This window comes from Microcoleus sp. Aus8_D2, from assembly GCF_036702665.1.
GTDB lineage: Bacteria > Cyanobacteriota > Cyanobacteriia > Cyanobacteriales > Microcoleaceae > Microcoleus.
The window spans coordinates 1-20,919 of the sequence record NZ_JAUBUN010000039.1 but is presented as its reverse complement, the minus strand read 5'-3'; the positions used below and the strand labels follow the sequence as shown (position 1 = coordinate 20,919).

At 46.5% G+C, this 20,919-nt stretch carries 15 protein-coding genes; 7 read left to right on the top strand and 8 right to left on the bottom strand.

What is annotated here, in order from left to right; all coding sequences use genetic code 11:
* Positions 1-18: 18 nt before the first annotated feature.
* Positions 19-3,048 (bottom strand): GAF domain-containing protein, encoded by a 3,030-nt coding sequence (locus QUB64_RS24760; protein ID WP_333275951.1) that lies wholly within the window; start codon positions 3,046-3,048, stop codon positions 19-21.
* 395 nt (positions 3,049-3,443) lie between these two features.
* On the opposite strand from QUB64_RS24760, the gene QUB64_RS24755 reads away from it, so the two are divergent.
* The 3 genes from QUB64_RS24755 to QUB64_RS24745 all read left to right on the top strand — a co-directional run bounded on the left by QUB64_RS24755 (position 3,444) and on the right by QUB64_RS24745 (position 7,882).
* Positions 3,444-5,171 carry a diflavin flavoprotein gene (locus QUB64_RS24755; protein WP_333275949.1) on the top strand — a complete coding sequence of 576 codons (1,728 nt, stop codon included), beginning with the start codon at positions 3,444-3,446 and terminating at the stop codon, positions 5,169-5,171.
* A gap of 343 nt (positions 5,172-5,514) precedes the next feature.
* Positions 5,515-6,144: a hypothetical protein gene (locus QUB64_RS24750; RefSeq protein WP_333275947.1), complete on the top strand. Its 630-nt coding sequence runs from the start codon at positions 5,515-5,517 to the stop codon at positions 6,142-6,144.
* Entirely contained in the window at positions 6,137-7,882 is a 1,746-nt protein-coding gene (locus tag QUB64_RS24745; RefSeq protein WP_333275945.1) for a diflavin flavoprotein, read from the top strand. Before QUB64_RS24750 ends, QUB64_RS24745 begins: the two co-directional genes overlap by 8 nt.
* Before the next feature lie 494 nt (positions 7,883-8,376).
* Here the strand turns inward: QUB64_RS24745 and QUB64_RS24740 are convergent, their stop codons facing one another.
* On the bottom strand, positions 8,377-9,828 hold the full coding sequence (locus tag QUB64_RS24740; RefSeq protein ID WP_333275943.1) for a HAMP domain-containing methyl-accepting chemotaxis protein: 1,452 nt from the start codon (positions 9,826-9,828) through the stop codon (positions 8,377-8,379).
* 361 nt (positions 9,829-10,189) lie between these two features.
* Positions 10,190-10,354 carry a hypothetical protein gene (locus tag QUB64_RS24735; RefSeq protein ID WP_333275941.1) on the bottom strand — a complete coding sequence of 55 codons (165 nt, stop codon included), beginning with the start codon at positions 10,352-10,354 and terminating at the stop codon, positions 10,190-10,192.
* A gap of 707 nt (positions 10,355-11,061) precedes the next feature.
* On the opposite strand from QUB64_RS24735, the gene QUB64_RS24730 reads away from it, so the two are divergent.
* Together QUB64_RS24730 and QUB64_RS24725 are read left to right on the top strand one after the other, a co-directional pair.
* Positions 11,062-11,637: a hypothetical protein gene (locus tag QUB64_RS24730; RefSeq protein ID WP_333275939.1), complete on the top strand. Its 576-nt coding sequence runs from the start codon at positions 11,062-11,064 to the stop codon at positions 11,635-11,637.
* Positions 11,616-11,813, top strand: coding sequence for a hypothetical protein (locus tag QUB64_RS24725; protein WP_333275937.1), 198 nt, complete (start codon positions 11,616-11,618; stop codon positions 11,811-11,813). The genes QUB64_RS24730 and QUB64_RS24725 overlap by 22 nt, the downstream gene beginning before the upstream one ends.
* Here the strand turns inward: QUB64_RS24725 and pgsA are convergent.
* From pgsA to QUB64_RS24700, 5 genes are all read right to left on the bottom strand, one after another.
* Entirely contained in the window at positions 11,785-12,291 is a 507-nt protein-coding gene (gene pgsA / locus QUB64_RS24720) for a CDP-diacylglycerol--glycerol-3-phosphate 3-phosphatidyltransferase (protein ID WP_333275935.1), read from the bottom strand. The genes QUB64_RS24725 and pgsA overlap by 29 nt on opposite strands.
* Before the next feature lie 516 nt (positions 12,292-12,807).
* Positions 12,808-13,518 (bottom strand): sugar transferase, encoded by a 711-nt coding sequence (locus QUB64_RS24715; protein WP_333275933.1) that lies wholly within the window; start codon positions 13,516-13,518, stop codon positions 12,808-12,810.
* 271 nt (positions 13,519-13,789) lie between these two features.
* Positions 13,790-15,676: a hypothetical protein gene (locus tag QUB64_RS24710; protein ID WP_333275932.1), complete on the bottom strand. Its 1,887-nt coding sequence runs from the start codon at positions 15,674-15,676 to the stop codon at positions 13,790-13,792.
* Between the two features lie 155 nt (positions 15,677-15,831).
* Positions 15,832-18,177, bottom strand: a complete 2,346-nt coding sequence (locus tag QUB64_RS24705; protein ID WP_333275930.1) for a hypothetical protein — start codon at positions 18,175-18,177, stop codon at positions 15,832-15,834.
* Positions 18,178-18,341: 164 nt separating this feature from the next.
* The gene (locus QUB64_RS24700) at positions 18,342-18,560 is read right to left on the bottom strand and encodes a hypothetical protein (RefSeq protein WP_333275928.1); all 219 of its coding nucleotides are present in this window, start codon (positions 18,558-18,560) and stop codon (positions 18,342-18,344) included.
* A gap of 826 nt (positions 18,561-19,386) precedes the next feature.
* Between QUB64_RS24700 and QUB64_RS24695 the strand changes: the two genes are divergently transcribed.
* The gene (locus tag QUB64_RS24695; RefSeq protein WP_333275926.1) at positions 19,387-20,097 is read left to right on the top strand and encodes a Crp/Fnr family transcriptional regulator; all 711 of its coding nucleotides are present in this window, start codon (positions 19,387-19,389) and stop codon (positions 20,095-20,097) included.
* Between the two features lie 85 nt (positions 20,098-20,182).
* Complete coding sequence (locus QUB64_RS24690) at positions 20,183-20,680, top strand: universal stress protein (RefSeq protein WP_333275924.1); 498 nt, start codon at positions 20,183-20,185, stop codon at positions 20,678-20,680.
* Positions 20,681-20,919 lie beyond the last annotated feature (239 nt).

Sequence of the window (20,919 nt, the reverse complement as noted above, 5' to 3'; positions counted from 1 at the left end):
ATTCCGGAATCTCAAATCTCAATCTGCTGAGTGGTGGATAGGAATCTCAATCCAAAATTCAGTGCCTCGATCGCGATCGGAAATACACCGCAATTGACCCTTGTGTTTTTCAACCACGATATGGTAGCTGATAGACAGCCCTAAACCAGTTCCCTTACCGATCGCCTTTGTAGTGAAAAAAGGGTCAAAGATCCGCGATCGCAGATCTTCTGGAATACCACCCCCATTGTCGCTAATGCAAATCGCCACGCGATCGAGAATCACAGTTGTGCGAATGCGAATCCTCGGAGTTTCTCCAGGAACTCTGTGCAAGCACATTTCTTGGAGAGCGTCAATCCCATTGCTCAAAATATTCATAAACACTTGATTTAGTTGAGCCGGATAGCACTCAACCAATGGTAAATTACCATATTCTTTAATAACTTCAATACTCGGATACTCACTCTTTTCTTTCAAGCGGTGCTGCAAAATTAACAGTGTGCTGTCAATACCTTCGTGGATGTCAACTGGCTTCATTTGAGCTTCGTCAATCCGAGAAAAGGTACGCAGCGACGAAACAATCCCCTTAATGCGATCGACTCCAATGTTCATTGAAGCCAAAGTTTTCGGCAAGTCTTCGTTGATGAAATCCAAGTCAATCTCATCTTCTTCCATTTGAATTTCCAAAACTGGCTCTGGATAGTTTTTTTGGTAAACAGCAATCAAATCTAGCAGTGATTTCATGTAATCATTCACATGAATTAAATTGCCACTAATAAAATTAACCGGATTATTAATTTCATGGGCAACTCCAGCAACCAACTGTCCTAATCCAGCCATTTTTTCCCCTTGGATTAGTCTGGCTTGAGACTGTTTTAAGTCCTGCAAAGTTTGGGTTAATTCTTCTGCTTGTTGCCGAGTTTGTTGCAGCAATTCTGCTTGTTGAAGTGCGATTCCCAGTTGTACGCCCACCTGAGCCAGCAAGTTAATTTCGTCATCTTGCCAATAGCGGGGCTGAGAGTTTTGGTAAGCTACGAGCAAGCCCCAGAGTTTTTCGCCTTGTAAAATCGGCACAAAAGTTTCATGGCGGGGATACTTTCCTCCCTGAGTTGCTTGCAGCAAAAAACTATTAGCAATCGGAGCCGGATTTGTGACTGTGGGAGTCCAACCAGTGACTATAGAATCTGCGACAAATTCGCCACTCCAATCTGGATAAAATCGATAAATTGCTACTCGCTCGACTTCCAATAATTGCTGAACTTCTTGAGTTACATTTTGAAAAATGACATCAATATCAAGAGACTGACGAATTTTCTCTACTGTCGTCGCAAGCGCCCTCTGGCGCTCCGTTGCTTTCACCAATTCCGCTGCTTGTGTCTGAACTTGTTTGACATATTCAGCTTGCTGCAAACCTATGCCGAGTTGCGTGCTAATTTGAGCAAGTAAATCTATCTCATACTGTTGCCAATGACGCGGCCCTGAGTTTTGATAAGCAGCTAGCAACCCCCAGAGTTTTTTCCCCTGAAAAATCGGCGCGATTGCATAAGCTTTTGCCTCGAATTGTTCTAACAAAGCAATATGACAATCTGTGTGTCCTATTCTATAGATGTCATCCACAGCAAAAGTTTCATTGTTTTTATACCGTCCGCCTTGAGTTTCTTGGAGGTGAGTATCTGCAATTGCAGGCTGAACGTTAACCAGCGGAGTCCAATCACTGGCGATGGATTCTGCCACAAATGTCCCGCTCCAATCTGGATGAAATTGATAAATTGCTACTCTGTCAGCTTGCAATAGTTGCCTAACTTCTTCGGAAGCGGTGCGAAAAATAGTTTCAATGTCCAGGGATTGGCGAATTTTGTCAATTGTAATAGCGAGGACTTTTTGCCGTTTTGCCTCTTCTTCTTGGGCCGTTGCTTTTGCCAGTTGAGCTGATTGTAATTGTATTTGTTCCAAATAATCTTTTTGCTTGATGGCAACTCCTAACTGTTCGGCAATTTGGCTGACAAACTCTATTTCGTAGGCTTCCCAGCGGCGTGGGGCATCACATTGATGGATGCAGAGCAATCCCCAAATTTCGCTGCCTTGTAGTAAAGGAGCTACGATGTTAGCTCGAACTTGAAATCTTTTGAGGATATTCAGGTAATCCCGATCTAAATTTGCTATATCGATGTCTGCAATTCCTTTGACTTGACCTTGGCAATAGAGAGGAAAAAAGTTTTCTATAAATTGGTATTGGTAGAGTTCTTCGCTAATAAGTGACATCCAGGATTCGTCAACATCCTCGTAGACAAATCCACCTTTCCATTTGAATTCAGGACTGAAACGAAACACTACTACTCTGTCCGTCTTTAGCAGTTTGCGGACTTCTAAAACAGTAATTCTAAAGATAGATTCTAATTCAAATGGTTCTCTAATGCGAGCAATAACTGCTGTCAAAGCTTGTTGTTGTTCTGTTTGATATTGAGCTTGCTTCAGGTACTCAGCTTGCTGGATTGCCACTGTCAAATGTTCAGCAATTTGTTTGATAAAATGAATCTCAGACTCTGACCAATGGCGGGAATTACTGCATTGATGAATGCACAGCAGTCCCCAGAGTTCTTTTTCTTTGAGCAGCGGTACTATTAAATTGGCTCGGACTTGAAATCTTTCTAAAATCTCGACATGACAATTGCTTAAATCTGCGTTATAGATATCTGCAATTGCTTGTACTTTACCTTCTTGGTAGTGGGCCGCAAACTGTTCGCCAAAGCAGTAGTCGTAGACTTTTTCAGCTAGTGCAGAACTCCATTGCGGATCGACATCTTCGGAAACAAATTCCCCTTCCCAGTCCAATTCGGGATAAAATCTAAATACTCCTACTCGATCGGCTTTTAGCAAGCTGCGGACTTCGATCGCAGTGGTTTTAAATATTGTTTCTAAATCTAAGGACTCTCTAATCCTCGCAATTACACCAGTCAGTGCCTTTTGCTGTTCTATTTGAGACTGCGACAGATTGACTGTTTCGTCTCCTAGATTTTCTGCTGCTGACAGGAGCAATTGTGTATCTTCAGGATTAAAGCTATTTTGCATTGGGATAGAACCTAGTCTATGAATAGAAGTTACAGCGGATGCAAGTTGAGGAAGGGCGGGCGCGGGGCGCTAAAAACGCGGTTTCTATGAGTTTTGGGTTGAGTAGCGAGAAATATAGCAATAAAATCGGGTTTCTGAGTTCTACGTCCGTCCAAGTTATTGTAAATGTTAATTTGTAAAATTGGGATTTTGTCAAGACCTAATTTGTATATTTTTCCCAAAATGGTCGTAAAGCGTTCCTGAAGGGTAGCTATCCCGTAGGGAATCACCGGCTGCACGCATTAATAACTTTGCAGTTACTTAACCCCGTGATAAGAAATTTTATGAAGATTTACAAAAGAAACGTGTCAGAATGGAAACAATAAGGTAATGGATAACAGACAAGGAGGCAGAGTATGGTAGCCCTGACTGAACGAGTCCAACGCAGATTGACGGTGGAAAAAGTCGAAATTGCTCCTGATACAACGGCAATTCGATGTCTGGACTGGGATAGAGACCGCTTTGACATCGAATTCGGGCTCAAAAATGGCACAACTTACAACTCTTTCATCATTCGGGGCGAAAAAACTGCTCTCGTAGATACCTCGCACGAGAAGTTTCGCCAGCAATATATGGAAACTCTGACGGGGGAAATTGACCCGAAAGAGATTGATTATCTAATTATCAGTCACACAGAACCAGACCACAGCGGTTTGGTCAAAGATGTGCTGGCTTTGGCACCCCAGGCGATTGTGGTAGGGGCGAAAGTAGCTGTTCAATTTTTAGAAAACCTGATACACCAGCCCTTTGAGCGACTTGTCGTTAAAAATGGGGACAAACTAGATTTAGGAAATGGTCACGTTATCGAATTTGTGTCGGCGCCGAATTTGCACTGGCCTGATACTATTTTCAGCTACGACAGCAAAACTCAGGTGATGTTCACCTGCGATGCTTTCGGGATGCACTACTGTTCTGACAGTACCTATGATGACGATTTAGCGGCGGTTGAGGAGGATTATCACTTTTATTATGAGTGTTTGATGGCTCCGAATGCTCGATCGGTACTCAGTGCAATGAAGCGGATGGCCGAGTTGGGAGAAATCGGTACGGTGGCAACGGGTCACGGGCCGCTGCTCAGGTACAATGTGGTGGAACTTACCGGACGTTACAAAAAGTGGAGCCAAGAACAAGCTAAGGCAGAAACCACTGTAGCGGTATTTTACACTTCCGATTACGGATTTAGCGATCGCCTCAGCCAGGCGATCGCCCACGGGATTACCAAAACCGGTGTCGCCGTGGAAATGATCGATTTGAAAATCGCCGATTTACAAGAAGTCCGGGAACTTGTCGGTAGCGCTGCGGGGATCGTGATTTGTTCGCCGCCAAGTAATGGCGCTGCTGCGGAAAATGCCGAAGCTGCTATCAATACAATTTTAGTTGCAGCTAACAACAAACAATCCTTCGGTTTGTGCGAGTCCGGCGGCGGTGATGACGCATCGGTTTATCCGCTGCGAAACAAGTTCAAAGAGTTGGGTTTGAAAGAAGCATTTCCCAACATTTTGATTAAAGAAGCGCCGACGGAAGGGATTTATCAAGTTTGCGACGAAGCCGGTACCGACTTGGGACAGTGGCTGTCGCGGGACAAGGCTGTCAAACAGATGAAATCCCTGGATAGCGATGTTGATAAAGCTTTGGGACGCATCAGCGGCGGATTGTACATTATTACTGCTCAAAAAGGCGAAGTTAGCAGTGCGATGTTGGCTTCTTGGGTGACGCAAGCCAGCTTTAAACCGCTGGGTTTAACTATAGCAGTTGCCAAGGATCGGGCGATCGAATCGATGATGCACGCGGGTGATAAATTTGTACTCAACGTGCTCGAAGAAGGCAATTATCAAAGCTTGATGAAGCACTTTTTGAAGCGTTTTGCCCCAGGTGCCGATCGATTTGCGGGAGTCAAAACTCAACCTGCTAGCAACGGTTCTCCGATTCTGACAGATGCTTTGGCTTACATGGAATGCGAAGTGGTTAGCCGGATGGAACTTTCGGATCATCATATCGTATATGCGATCGTCGATAGCGGCCGCGTATCCCATCCCGAAGCACTGCCGGCAGTTCACCACCGCAAAGTCGGAAATCACTATTAGGATATTGAAGGAAGAAGTTCGATGGAAGTCGGAAGAAGGAAGAAGGAAGAAGGAAGTTTCAACAAGCGCGTTTAACCGCTGATAAATGTCGTTTACATCCGAGGATCGATCCCCCCTAACCCCCCTTCTTAAGGGGGGAACCGGAAACAGATCAAAGTCAACCCCTACTCCCAAGGGAGCGGGGATGCGAGGGGGATCTTGCCTCAGCTACAAATGAGATTTGCTTGTTACTTTCGCTCTGCCTGGTAAAGCCGATCCGGAGGCTCTGCCTCCAGCAGGTGCTGAAATTATTAAATCTTCGTTCCTTACTTGTTTTATCCATTTTTACTCTTAGGAATTGCCAATGCCTGCTAATCTTTTAGAAGACCGAGATTACACAATAATTATTGCTAGAAGCGAGGGCAGCAGAGACCCAGAACATCCTTGGTACGAGGAGTGGGTTGAAGCACAGGCATCTCTGATCGACTTAGCCAAAAAATGTCAGGAATTTGACAGCGACGGCCTCACTGTTTACGAAGCTTCTACTCCTATGTGGAAGTATAAAAATTCAAATGTTGGCCGGTTAGCTCAAATTTTGCAACGACAAAATACGGAGCCGGATTCAGCAAACCCGACTGCAATTAATTTGGCAGAACCTCTGAAAGGAGCTTTGAGCGATTATTTTAAGCTCAAAACAAATGCCAAAGGCAAGAAAGGAGCCATAATTGTGGCAGTTTTAGATGAAAAACCCGAAAATGCCGCTGCTGTCGCTGAAATTATTGTAAGTGCGGCAAATAAAATAGATAAAGATGAAGAACTTGGGGTGAGCTTTATCCAAATAGGGGACGATTTGCAAACCAGGAAATTTTTGACCGATCTGGATAAAAATTTACAGGCTCAAGGTGCAAAGTTTGACATTGTAGATACCAAATTTTGGCACGAAATCAAAAGAAGTTCAGTTGTTCAGTTTCTCATAGGTGCAATTAATGACTAACACTTTGACTCCGAGACTCGCATCTAATGCCAAACCCCGCGATGTGCAATTTATCCCGATCGCGCCAGATACATTTATCGTGCGATCGCGCACTTGGGACCGACTAAAATTTGAAGTAGAATACTCCCTGCAAAAGGGGACAACAGCAAATAGCTATATCATTCAAGCCGACCAAACTGCTTTGTTCGACCCGCCGGGAGAATCTTTCACTCAAAACTATCTAGATTGTTTGCAGCAGCGACTAGATTTGACCAAGCTGGATTACATAATTTTGGGACATTTCAACGCTAACAGATCCGTCACCATTAAAGCTCTGTTGGAATTGGCTCCTGAAGTAGCTTTTGTTTGCACGAATCCCGCCGCAATTGGTTTGCGATCGGCTTTTCCCGAACAAGAGTTAAACATTATGATCGTTCGCGGAGAAGAAACTCTCGATTTAGGCAAAGGTCACAAATTAAAATTCATCGCGACTCCGACTCCCCGCTGGCCTGACGAACTTTGCACCTACGATCCGCAAACTAGAATTGTGTTCACTGACAAATTTTTTGGAGCTCACGTTTGCGGCGACCAAGTATTTGATGAAGGGTGGATGGTTTACAGCGAAGATCGGCGCTATTATTACGATTCTTTGCACGCTTCTCAGGCGAAACAAGTGCTGACCGCAATGGATAAATTAGCTGATTTACCAACAGCATTTTATGCTCCAGGTCACGGCCCGATCGTCCGTTACGGCCTCCACGAATTGAGTAATTTGTATCGGGAATGGAGCCAACAACAAAATTCAAAAGACTTGACAGTTGCTTTGATTTATGCTTCGGCTTACGGCAATACTGCTACTTTGGCGCAGGCGATCGCCAAAGGGATTACGAAAGCCGGTGTTGCTGTAGAAACCATCAACTGCGAATTTGCCGAACCGGGAGAAATTAAAGAGGCGATCGAGAAATGCGCCGGATTTATCATCGGTACTCCGACGCTAGCGGGACACGCGCCGACGCAAATTCAAACGGCTTTGGGAATTGTGTTGTCTACCGCAACTAAGAGCAAATTAGCGGGGGTTTTTGGTTCTTTTGGCTGGAGCGGTGAGGCGATCGACTTAGTTGAAGGAAAATTAAAAGATGCTGGCTATCGCATCGGATTTGAGCCGATTCGAGCCAAGTTTAAGCCGACGGCGGCGACGATTCACGAGTGCAAAGAAGCGGGAACGGATTTTGCTCAAGCTTTGATTAAGTCGCAAAAATTACGGGCACCGAGACCGCAGTTAGCGTCGGGGAGCGATCGCACGGAACAAGCTGTAGGAAGATTGGTAGGTTCCCTGTGCGTGCTCTCGGCGCGGCGCGGGGATGTCACGAGTGCGATGTTGGCTTCGTGGGTGTCGCAAGCCACGTTTAGCCCTCCGGGTTTGACGATTGCGGTGGCTAAAGATCGATCGATCGAAGCTTTGATGTACGCCGGAGATAAATTTGTGCTCAATATTTTAGCAGAAGGGCGACAGTTGCGGAAGTATTTCATGAAAAACTTTGCTCCGGGAGAAGACAGATTTGCCGGAGTTGAAACAACAGAAGCTAGCAACGGCTGTCCGGTTTTGACTGATGCTTTAGCTTATCTCGAATGCGAAGTGATCGGTCGGATGGAATGCGGCGATCATTGGGTGGTTTATGCCGCGGTTGAAAGCGGTCATTTGTTGAAAAATGACGGGGTGACAGCCGTGCACTACCGGAAATCTGGGAGTCATTATTAAGCTGCGATTAGGAAACGGAAATAGCCAGGTGCGTCAAATTAAGACCAAATGTAGTCAGAGACTGCTGTTTGGTTATTGAGGCCAGCTCCCCCCTAGCCCCCCTTAAAAAAGGGGAGTAGGGGGTGGGACAAGAGCCGTCAAAGTCCCCCTACAACCAGGGGGATGCGAGGGGGATCTGGCCTCTGCTATAAACGAGATATACAAAAGGTTTTCAGTCTTAAGTTGACACCAATAGGGAATTGTCCCGATCCGAGGCAGAGCCTCGCTGATATGGGTTCCCAGGCAGAGAGAGCCTTGGAACCAGTTAAACAATCTCCCAGAAATGCTCGTAGAAACCTACTATTCGTTACCAGGCTCTGCCTGGTAATGCACGCCCGGAGGCTCTGCCTCCTTGTCCCGATCCGAGGCAGAGCCTCGCTGATATGCGTTCCCAGGCTCTGCCTGGGAACCAGTTAACTGTCAACTGTCCCAGGTCAACTGTCCCAGGTCAACTGTTAAGATAGCTTCTTTAGTTCTGCTGCGGTTTGGTTGAGCAGTTCCGTACAGACTTTAACTTGAGCAAGGCTAGCAGCAGTTTCTGTTGTTCCTAAGTTAACATGGTTCATTGCTTCTAGAACTTGTTGAATTGCGATCGCCTGTTGGTTAGCATTCAGAGCAATTTGTTGATTGTTCAAAAATACCTTGTCTACCGCCTCTGCTACACCGGCGAAAATTTCTGTTGTCCCTCGAGCTTGTTTAATTCCTTGTGCTGCTGTTTTTGAACCTTCATCCGTTACCATCACCGTTTTGCCGATCGCAACTTGAATTTCTTTCACCAGATCGTTAATATTCTCGGCTGATTGTTTGCTTTCATCAGCTAGTCGGCGAATTTCGGTGGCGACTACAGCAAAACCCTTGCCGTTTTCGCCAGCACGCACTGCTTCCACAGCAGCATTGAGAGCCAACATATTCGTTTGGTTAGCGAGATCGGCTACCAGGTCAGAAATTCCACTAATTTTAACAGCATTCTCGTTCAAGTAGGTAATCTGTTTGGCGATCGCGCCTACTTTTTCTTGAAGAGTCACTATCCCCTGCATGGTATGTTCTACAGATTGATTACCCGACTCAGCTAGGGTTAGCGCTTGATGAGCCGAGACTGCTGATGCTGATGCTTGCTTGGCTGACATGGATGAAGCAACACTTAACTCATTCATCGTCGCAGTCGTTTGATTCACAGCATGAGCTTGCTGAGATATAGTGTATTCCTGCCGATCGACTGCGGCGGTAATTTGCATGGAAGAAGAGACAATCTTCTTGACAGATTGCACTATGGGGTTAACAATATCGCGGCTGACGATCGCAGTCAGGGCTGCTGCGGACAACAAAGCCAAGATCAGAGTACAGACTAGCAAAACTGTCAAATGCTCAATCTTGGCTGCAATTTCCTGATGTTTTGTTTCACCGACTTTTCGCTGGAGTTCGATTAGTCCTGAAAAGGCCTGAACTGTTTCGGCGCCAAAAGGGGTGGTAGTAGCTGCGCGATACTCTGCTGCTTCCTGAATTTTGCCTGCTTGCTGCAACTCAAACCACTTAGGTCTGGCTGCAATATACTTGTGATAAGCATCTTGTACATTCTGGAAAGCTGCTTGCTCTTGGGGTGTGAGTTCGCCTGCTGCATATTCTCGCAGGTTATCGTCAATTATTTTGTATAATTGCGGCTCTTCGCTCAAAATGTCCGATCGCTTCTCTGGTAAAACGATAAACTGTGGGAAGCCGTAACGCAGCTTCCATAAAGCTGACTCGGAGTTGGCTAGAGCCACCGTCCCCTTAACTTGATATTTGTACAATTTCTCCGCATCTTGTGCTAATTCAACGGTGTTCCGCCAACCAACAAATCCGACAACTGCGAGTAAAGCGGTCAAAGCTCCAAAGCTAGCCAACAATTTAGCCCGAATTCCTAAGTTCATTGTTTTTGCTAATTTGCAATAGAGTGTTTCCTAGCAGCGCTATTGATAACAGTGCTGGACGCACAAACATTCAATAGACTTGCATGGCATTCATTAGCTCGCTGTTCTTTGAATTATCTGCGTTCATCTGCGTCGATCTGCCTTACATCTGCGGTTGACCGATCTGTTAACCGCAGATACAATTCCAGTCTAGTCATACCATGTCCGATCGCCATCGCAGTCAGATTGGTTCGCAGTCAGATTGGTTCGTAGTGCGGACTTTAGTCCGCTATACGGCTGCGGACAGTCAGATTGGTTCGTAGTGCGAACTTTAGTCTGCTATAAAGCTGCGGACTAAAGTCCGCACTACAAACCGTTTTTGTTATGGTAATCGACCGGACATGATATCAACTAATGTTTCAACTGTGGCGATCGCAATCCAGGATATTTTTTCCTCATTCGTGGACGCAACATCGCCACGGATGAGGTTCTTAAGCGCGCGGATTCCCCCTAAAAAATGCACTTGTGTAGAGATGAGTGCATCCATAATTATTCGTCACAAACGTTTTTGTGTAAATTCGAGCAAAGTTCGATCGCCCGTTTTGGCTCCACATAGAATGTCCAATTGGCATTCAAACAAATAACTTGCTCATCCTTACTTTTCCTCAGCAGTCTTGGACGGCCAGAGATATATAGCGCCAGAAATCAAAGTTAAAGCCACAGAAACCCAAAACGCAATTAATGCCGGAACGTTCCACGCTTCGGAGAGGGGAGCGATTAACTCAAAGCCACAGAAAAACGCTTAGCTATTGCTTTTTGTGAGATGGGTTCAGTATGATAAGTGTCAAGGATTTTTTGCAGGGCTATTTCATTCTCGAAAAAACGAGGGTTTTGTAGGGGTAGTGCCAAGAATGTCTACCCTCTCCACCGAAGAGTTGTCGGTCATTTCAGGCATCGGGGCAACCACTCTTGCCACAATGCCCCTACAAAGAATGAAATAGCCCTGGGATTTTTTGCCTAAAATCAATCGAGTAAGCTTTCATTTTTAACAATGTATGATGAGGAGTACAAGTAAACGTGTTGTGAGTCAAGCAGATCGTGCTGTCAAAAAAATGTTATGATGTTTGGTATCGCTTTCGCGTGGCTTTACTCAACCATGTAATTATAGTTCATTTGCTCCTATCTTTTCTGTTTTACCCTCACGAGTGAGGGTAAGTAACATGATACCTCATCTTTTTGAGAAAGGCTATATATATGCAAAATACTAACCGAAAAAAATCCACAAAACTTGTGGTAGCTTTCTTAGTGGCAAGCTGCTTGCTCATAACAGGAGGCTTGTTGGCAACCCTAGCTACAATTTCTGAAGCGGCTACCAAACCAGAAGAAGTAATTTACCAATGTTCTGCATCTGGACGCAACCGCCTTTATGTTGTAGACCAACTGAAGAAGGATGGGGCAAATTTCGATCTGGCTATTTATAAATTTGATAGGAGCCACCCTTTATATAAAGACCAATCCTGGCCAACGGAAGGAGATTACTTAGAAACTGCAACCCTCACAGCAAACATAGACCAAGATAGCGCCCTCACAGCAACAGGCAAAAGTAGCAAGGGAATGATAGTGGTTGAAGCGTTTGGCAGGACAAAACGTTTCAATGTCAAGGAGGATGAAGTGCAGGCTGCTGCATTAGGGCAGTGCGATCGATTTTGGCAGATGGCTAGCAGTCAAGCAAGGCGAAAAATTCGAGAGTGCTTGGGAGCAGTTGCCCGCGACAATGGAGGCAATATTGCAGAAATCGAGCGATATCGATGTATGTATTCCGATCGGTAGGAAACAATCAAACTCATTTAGCTGTTTACGAATTCGACTTTTTAGCCAAGACCAGCGTCATGCGATCGCGTCAGCAGCACAAGGGAATACTTCCAGTTTACACCATAACAGCCTTGGCGGTTGCTATACCTTTGCAGACCAAAGTTGCTATACCTTTTCCGGCCACAGATAAATAGCGCCAGAAATCAAAGTTAAAGCCACAGAAACCCAAAAAGCAATAAGTGTAGGAAAATTCCACGCTTCAGACAGAGGAGCAATTAAAAGTGCGATCGCCACAATCTGACTCACCGTCTTCAATTTCCCCCAAATATTAGCTCCCGAAATCGTAGTTTTATTAACACGCCACCCCGCAATTGTCAACTCCCGCCCCAAAATTAAAAACACTGCCCAAGCCGGGACTTTACCCAACTCAATCAACACTAAAAGCGGCGCGAGTACCAACAATTTATCCACCAAAGGGTCGAGAAACTTGCCCAAATCGGTAATTTGGTTCAGCTTCCTAGCCAAATAGCCGTCCAGCCAATCAGTAGCCGCCGCTACCACAAAAATCGCAGTACAAATCCAGCGGCTTTGGGCGCTTGGGTCGTACAAACCGTAGAGCAGAAACGGCACTCCCAGCAAGCGAGAAAAAGTAATCAAGTTAGGCAAATTCATAAGACAGTTGACAGTTGACACTTGACAGTTGATAGTTGATAGTTGATAGTTGATAGTTGACCGAAGGAAGAAGGAAGAAGCCCTTCGGCTTAACTGGTTAAGAGGCAGAGCCTCTTAACCGATATCACTCTTGAAGAGCCTCGGCTGCGAAAATGGAGGCTCTTCCTCCGGAGCTGCGTTACCAGGCTCTGCCTGGTAACGAGTATAATCATTTAGGATTGCTATATAATTTCAAGTGTTGTAGGGGCGGGTTCGCCCTGATATTTGCAAGTATCGACAAATTATATAAACCCGCCCCGCCCCTAGGACAATTCCGTAGTTACCGGATTTGATATAAAAAGAAGGAAGGAGGAAGGAGGAAGAGGAAAAAAAATTAAGGGCAAGCTTTTTACAAGCTTGCCCTTAATTTAACATTTTTTTGTAGCTGTTTAACTTTGAGAAAAACAGCTTGTAGCTCTATATTCATCTAATTGTAGCTCACAAAAAAGAAACAGACAACCCAAAACAGCAGGTTGATTAACACGCACCGTGTTTATTCAATACAACCCAAATAGTTTTGCAAATCAGGATGATGTCGTAGACAACAGACCACTTATCCTGATAGTCTAGATCCATACGCACAATATCCTCAAAGTCTTTAACTCCTGAGCGTCCGTTGACTTGCCACTCCCCAGTCAAACCGGGTTTGACATTTAAACGCTTCCAGTGAACATCGTTGTAGCGCGCAACTTCATCGGGAGTTGGCGGCCGAGTTCCCACCAAACTCATGTCCCCAACTAACACGTTCCAGAATTGAGGCAACTCGTCCAAGCTCGTGCACCGCAAAAAGCGGCCGACGGGGGTAATTCGCGGGTCATTGTCATTCTTAAAAATGTGACCCTTGGCTTGGTTGGTAACTAGGTGTTTGAGCTGTTCTGCATCCACAACCATCGATCGAAATTTCCAGATTCTGAAATGCCGCCCTTTGAAGCCGCAGCGGACTTGACTGTAAAGCAGCGGGCCCGGACTGTCCAACAGCATCACTAGGGCTACCGGCACTGCCACCGCCGCAGCAATAGCCAGTCCCAGCAACGAGCCCAAAATATCGATCGACCGCTTGACCTTGCTCGTTACGGAGCGGTGAACCTGCTGTTTCGATACACAAACTTTGTAAGTAGGTTTCGGAACAAATAAGGAAAGCATTTCTGATAATACTGATAATTTAGACGCACCCATCACAAATTTCATTTGATTTGTCTCAAGCTGAACCAGATCTCACGTTCATCTTATGAGACTCCCGTAATCTGGAGAAGGTTAACTCCAGGGCTTTGCACAATCTTTAAAAAGCTGCAACACTTTTATAAAGTTTCTGTATATTTCATTTTTGAAAGTATAAATTACGTAAAATTAAGTACATTTACTGAAAAAAGTGAGTTTTTGTTCCCAAAAACCGGGTTTCTACTAGGAATATTCGGAAAAGACAGGGAGGATTCCACTGAGAAACCCGTTTTTTAGCCGTTCACCGATAACTCTCCGTGCGAACATCCCAAGCAATTGTTAATGGCTCTAACAATTTTTGCTGGCTGCTAGAGGCGAGGAGGCCTAAATATTCGCGAACAACAGAGGCGTGTTCGATATTCAAGCGATAACCCCGCGAGACATCTTCAAAGAAAAGCGGCTCGGCCAAAATTGCTTGCCAATCGGGATTTTGCCTCGATTCCTCGGCTAGCAGCATGAAATCTTCCTCCTCCGGCAAAAGTCCCGCCGGCAATTTTCCTGACAAAATCCCCAGAATCCGGGGCTCGCAGGTGCGGGTATTCACGCCTTGGCGTTCCAACAACTGCAAAATTTCCTCAAAGCTGAGAGTTTCCCTGCCCAAAACCTGCATTAATTCCCACAGCAGAAAAAAGTCGCTGTACTGTTGCTGCGGCACATCCAAAATTTGAGGATAGAGAGCCAAACTTGCCAACCCGCAGGCAACTCGACCACTTTTTTGTGAATAATTTGTGCTTTGAAATACAGAAGTTAAGGCAGAATTGTGTTTTTCAGAAATATCTCGATCGACCTCCAATTCCCGATCTTGAACCACGATCGCATTCGGCAGCTTTTGCCGCAACCAGCGGGCGATCGCAGGCCAAGCACCCATCCCCCCAGTACAAATCGCCTGATTGATTCCCGCCGGCGACATTCCCGCACGGCTGAGCAAAGCATTCAATTCACGATTCAACTGCTGTACAAAAGGCACTAAAACCAAACTTTCCAAATCTCTACGCTTCACATCCCAATGCTGCTGGCCAATATCCAAAACAAAACTTTCTTGATGTTGCAAAATAACTTTCAAATGCCTTGCAGCTTCTAACAATTGCAGGCCAAAAGCAGAACCTTGCAACCGCTGCTGCAATTGATAGCGACTCGGTAAATCTGGATGCCCGGGACGAGGCAAATCGATCGACATTCCCCAAGTTTCATTTTTAGCCAACAACTGACAGATAATATCCTGATCGAAAGCATTGCCAGCCGCATCAAAACTTTGGCAAGTAAAATCTGCACGAGTTAAATCTTGAAGATTGGACGGGAGTTCAACTACAGCTAATTCCACTGTCACCGCCCCCGCATTCAGAATCAAAGTTCCCCCGCTAAAAGACGAAGCATTTAGAGTTAGCGGTGCAGCTTCTGCGAGTTCGTTCTTAATAGAATCGGGCGCCGAAGATTGCACTTCTGTGGGATTTTTCACAGGAGTTACAGCAGCAACCAAAGTGGCGATCGCATCTTCTACTACAAAGATTTGCGAACTAGAAGCCACTAGATCCGCGCCCAAAACAGCCTCCCGGAGATTAAACCGATAAGCCTCCGACCAGCCGGCCGGAGTCCCCAAAATCACACCCTGCAAGTTTAAAAGCGCCGCATCCAGAGTTTCTGGCGTCAGTCCCGAAGCTTTACAGATTAAATTAGAAACTGGCAATAGAGCAAAATTCGCCACCATTGCAGAATCCAAAACTTCCCCCTGCTTCCTCCGATTCAAAGTAGCCAGCAGCGCCCGCACACCGTGCAGCGGTAGGGCGATCGACAAAGCCCGATTTGACGACCACTGCAACAGCGGTTCGTACATCCCAGCAGTTGCGCGCTGATAAGGAATGCTGACTTTTAAAGGCAATTTAAAATTTTGCAGTAAAAATTCTCCCGCAGGCAAATCCAACTGCCGGCATCCCACCGACTTGACTGTCACTTGGGGGCCTGTGTCGCCTGGGGCTGTTTCCTGCATCAGGGCCACCGAGGGAATCCGAAAGCTCGCGCTCGCTGCGGAGCCCTCAGCCTGCGGTGTTTCCCAGTAAATCGGGTGCAATTGGCCGCTGGCGCGATCGAGCAAAGCGGCCGACAGCCCGCTGGAACCGAAATCAATGCCCAAATACCAGCGAGAATTCGGGCGTTTTTGGGATTGAGAGGATGAAGGGGCGATCGCACCTGGAACAGAATGGGCCGCCGACTTTTGCTGCTGTGGAACAGCAAACTCGCTAGACTCGGTTATCCCCTCAACAACTCCGGCTTTACTCTCTGTCGAAATTAGGTTTTTTTTTTACTTTGTGGAGCACTCGATCCGAGTTCGTTGGTTTCCGCAGTTTGAGCCTCTTCTCGATCCGTCTCGTTCAAACTCGACAAAATCTCGTCTAGCGTCAAATTCGACTCGTCTTCCTCAGCAAACAAATCATCCTCAAGTTCGTCTTCTAAAACAAAGGGTTCATCATCAGATGAGAGTTCCAACACATCGGAGAACAAATCCTCCAGCGAGCCTAGTTCTTCCTCTCCCGCCTCCGCAAAGGGATTTTCTGCACCGCCCGAGGGGGAATTCGCCGAAAAATCTAAGCTGTTAACCGCACTTGAATTCGATCGCCCGGATCTACTGTTGTCCAATCCCTCCAGATTGTAGAGGTCTGTCTCCAACAGTTCCAGAGTATTAACGTCCAAATTTAGAGCTCGATCGAGGTCATCTTCTAATGCCTGAACCGGCAGCAAATCCTCGTCCGGCGAAGCTTGGATGTACGCATCATCGAGCCCCTGGGACGATGTTCCAAACTCGCCAGTTTGAACATCGCGGGCACTCGGCACGCGCCCGCCACTGGGTTGGTTCTGTCTAATTTCAGCAAGCACGCTCAAAGTCGGCGCCTCCGGCTCTGCTGGCGATGGAGACAAAGCATCTGTGTCGAAACGATCGCCTAGGTTTTGAGTCGTTTCTAGATTTTCTCGATCGTCCAAGTCAAGTTGCGCCTCGATCTCCCTTAGGGCTGGCGGTTCTGAAACTGGACGTACTGTTGGAGCGATCTCCCTTAGGGCTGGCGGTTCTGAAACTGGAGGTAGTGTTGCAACTTTCGGTTCCAATAAATCTTCAGTATCTAAAGTTAGATCGTCTACAGAATTACCGATTACGAATTCTGACTCTTCACTTGCTAGAAAATCTTCCAGCGATTCCCCTTCATCCAGCAGATTTACAAACAAATCTTCGGCATTATTTATTGGTTCTGCTGTTTCATACTCTGCCGCCGTTTTAGATTGTGACGCTGCCATTTCGGCTGCCATTTCAGTATTTTCGATCGTGAAATCTTCGAGTTCTAATTCGATTTCAGCGACCGATTCTCCTACGAACAAACTCGCGTACAAATCTTCAACTTTTTCGCCATTTTCTGCTAATATATCTTCCGATTCAGCGTCGATCAACTGAGTTGCAAGTCGAGGTATTGCCGGTGCTGAACCGGACAAATTATCTTCCAAGTCATGGAGCGAGATTGGGGGTTCAAAGCGATCGCGATCGCGATCCCGCCTCAACTGTTTGAATTGTGGAGAAATTTCAGTACCCGCGTAGGGCAATCTGTCTTGTGCTCCGAGTTCGCCGCTGCGATCTTCACTTTCTTCGGCAGCGGCAAGGGGATCGATCGCAGTATTTGAGAGGGCGCTCGTGGCACCAGAGCGATCGGCAGCGGTTGGGGTGGCAGTTTCGAGATTGGCCCGGGCGATCGGCTGCTGCACGTAAGAAGACGCTTCTCGTCCCAACTGTGCGACCAAGTGGTTGACAAAAGCCGCGAACATTGCCTCGCTCTGCTGGCTCAAACCATACATATTTTCGAGTCCTTGGGACAAGGAAACTTGATAGGTTTGCAGATTTGCTTCCAAAGCCTCGAACACGATACCCATCGTAGAATCGAGCCTCATCAGCAGACTGTCAGCACTAGCTTGGAACCGTTGCATTTGCTCCAATCTCTGAGCGGGTGTCAGCAGCGGGTATTCTTCTGAAGTTTGTGGGTTAAGTGTGACATCAAGAGCCGGTTGCTCATCAGGTGCACTGCCCAAATAGTAAGGTGCTGCACTGCTTGGCAATAACTGATTTTCTAGGCTGCCGAGAATTTGGGAGAAATCGCGCTCCAAGGTTTCTTCCAAGCGGGCAGTCAGTACCTGCAAGAATTCAGAAATGATTTGCTGTTGGTTTGCTTGTTGCTGAGCTAGGGATTGTTGTTGCTGCCGTTTTGCTTCTAGCTGTTTGATTTCTTGAATTAGAGCTTGCTGCTCTTGTCGCAGAGCTTCTATGTCTTCTTGGAGCGGCCCCGTCAGGCTTGAACGCAGGTTGCTGATTTCTCCGGTTACGGCAAGCATGATTTGATCTGCTGCTGAGGGGCGATCGGCCACCAGTGGCAGTTTAGGGACTGGAACTGGTTGCGGGCGGACATTTGGGCCGGAGGGCCCCTTGCGGATCGCTAGTTTTGAGTCTGGGGAAACCAGATAAGCGCGAACTCGCTCTAACAGTTGGCGCTGGTGGACAGTATCGATCGAACCCGTCCAAGGCAAGCGGGGGGCGGGCTTGCTGAGTACCTCGTCAATCTCAGCAATTAGTGCTTGAATTTTGTACTTCTGAGAATTCAAGGGCGGAACCTCTGGGAATGCGGCTAGGGAGAAACTTTTTTGAAAAAAGACTCAAGTCAGGCGGCAGCTATGCCAATACATAGAATAATCTGAATGCGAGTTCGTCAATAATTTACTAATATTTTATGACAATTGTAAATTAACCTTTGGTCTTCGGATGACTCCTATTGCATATAATATGTTAGCCGGTACTTCCGCATCAAATGCCCGCTTCTATCGACTGCAAGTGCTTTCAAATTCTGTGGCTGCTTTCGAGTCTCCCAGGCACTGCGGGGCTGATTGCTTACAGGATAGTGGCGATCGCACTCTTGTTCTGCCCCCACCCGCCGTGCAGGGCCCGCCGCACCCGTCACCCCGAGTTTGGGGCGGTGGCGGCGCGCCACTCTCTCGATCTTTCACAGACAACAGAAAAAACCTCAAACAATTGGCGATACCAGTTTCAAAAAAGAATGCAACTGTATGCCCGTGCCCCAAACTCATATCCAGTAACTCATTCCCAATTCTTCAATTCTGCAATTCTGCAATTGTGCAATTCTTCAATCTTATGGTTTGGGATGCCGGGATTCGGGATTGTCCCCGTGCAGTCTTGGTGAGCAACCTTTTATAATAGCCTTTTATATGTATTCATGGCTAGAGATTAATGGTACAATAATCTCGGGGTAGCAGAAAAGGTTGTGGGGAACTGCGTCGGTTTCGCTTGCTAGGATACGAGTGTCAACCTTTAGGCTCGGAATGCCTGTAGATTTTCATGATAGTGCTGAGATTTGACAGGTTCCAGGCAGTTGCAGTCGGATTGGGTCGCTGTCTGGCCGGTGTGCGGACTTGTGCTGGTTCCCTGTGCCGATCGACTGCGCGGCCCGCTGACAACAAATCTCTCAGCAGTGTTAAGCTTGTCTTCGCGAAGTGCTTGTCTTAGGTAATTCGATCGGCACTCTTGAGCTTGCCACGTTGCTAAATTTTTGTTAATAAAATTTGCTCAGTGGTATGTATCTTAAAAATTATGGTATGGTGTTTGGTTTCTAGCTCCCAATCAGAGCTTGAGGCTATTAATTCCCATATTCGACCGAGGGACCCCAAAACTTGAGAGGTAAAATTTCCGATTAGAGATACTTGAATTTAAAATCTTGAATCTCAAATCGAATGACTCGGCTGCAAGCTATTTCTAACTGCCCAGCGCAGCTCAAGCGCATAAATTAAAATGATGGCCTCATGGAAGACCGCTTTAACACCCGAGATCCGCAGTCCAATATAAATCAATTGATAGTTTCTACTCCTTTTTTTGCAGGCTTGCCCGATCCTGTAATTGAGAGAGCAACTGTCCACATCGTTACCCGCAGTCATCCGTCAAATCAAGTGATTTTACTAGAAAATGACTGGGGCACATCCGTGTATTTTATATTGGATGGTTGGGTGAAAATTCGCACCTACAACCTAGACGGAAAAGAAGTAACACTGAATATTTTAGGGAAAGGAGAACTGTTTGGGGAAATGGCCGCGATCGAAGAAACACCGCGATCGACAGATGTCATCACCCTAGCCCCGACACTGATCGGTAATATGCCAGCTCAGGATTTTGTGCAGCTCATTCATACCGAGCCCCTCGCAGGCATTAGGCTAGCTCAACTGATGGCCCGCCGCCTGCGGCAAGTCAACCGTCGCCTGCGTTTGCGAGAGTCGGACAGTACCTCGCGAGTAGCAGATATTCTATTATTTTTGGCAGAAGGGCAGGGAAAAATCATGTCAACAGGAGGTACAGAAATTCCCAACCTGCCACACAGAGAATTAAGCAGCCTCAGCGGGCTGGCTAGGGAAACAGTAACGCGAGTGCTCAGCAAGCTGGAAAAAAAAGGAACTATTCAGCGCGAACGTGACGTTTTGTGCATTCCCGACCTCCACGCATTGGAACGCCTGTTAGTCTAGAAGTATCAGAGATTGCCAATTTGAATTAGATTTAAAAGCACTCTCTGTTAACGGATCTTGATGATTTCCCACCGGAGGTAAAGCTGTGAGTTTTAAGAAAATTTTCGCCGCCGTAGATGATTCTGAACTCGGGCACCGCGTCTTCAGTCAAGCCTTAGAATTAGCTCTGATCGATCGCGCCCAGATGATGCTATTTCACTGCGTTACTGTCAACACGCTGGGCGAGACGGCAGTCCCAATTCCGGTAGATTTGGGCATGAATGTCGAGTTAATGGATCAAGCTTATCAAGCTCAACGTTTGTCTCTGGAAAGGCAGGTAAAACAGGCTGAGGGTTTGCTGAAAAATTACTGCGAAGCCGCAGCCAAAGAAGGATTGGAGGTGGAATTTGACTGCCAAATGGACGGCGATCCGGGGCATTGTGTCTGTGAATACGCCCAAAATTGGGGCGCAGATTTAATAATAGTGGGGAGGCGCGGCCGCACGGGCTTCACAGAAGCTTTCCTCGGTAGTGTGAGCAATTATGTAGTTCACCACGCATCTTGTTCGGTTTTTGTAATTCAGGAAGTCAAAGCCCAAAAATGATGCTGCTGAAAATTTTTGCTGAGAAAATCCATCTAAAATAAGACTTGCGTTCGTACTTAAGCCCGGTTTCTGCGAGCAATATTAAATTTGGGGGCGAGGAATCGAAACAGTGAAACCGGGAATCAACTGTAGATTGCACAAGTCCCCTAAAATCGGGAATCAGGAATCGGGAATCGGGAATCGGGAATCGGGAATCGGGAATCGGGAATCGGGAATCGGGAATCGGGAATCGGGAATCG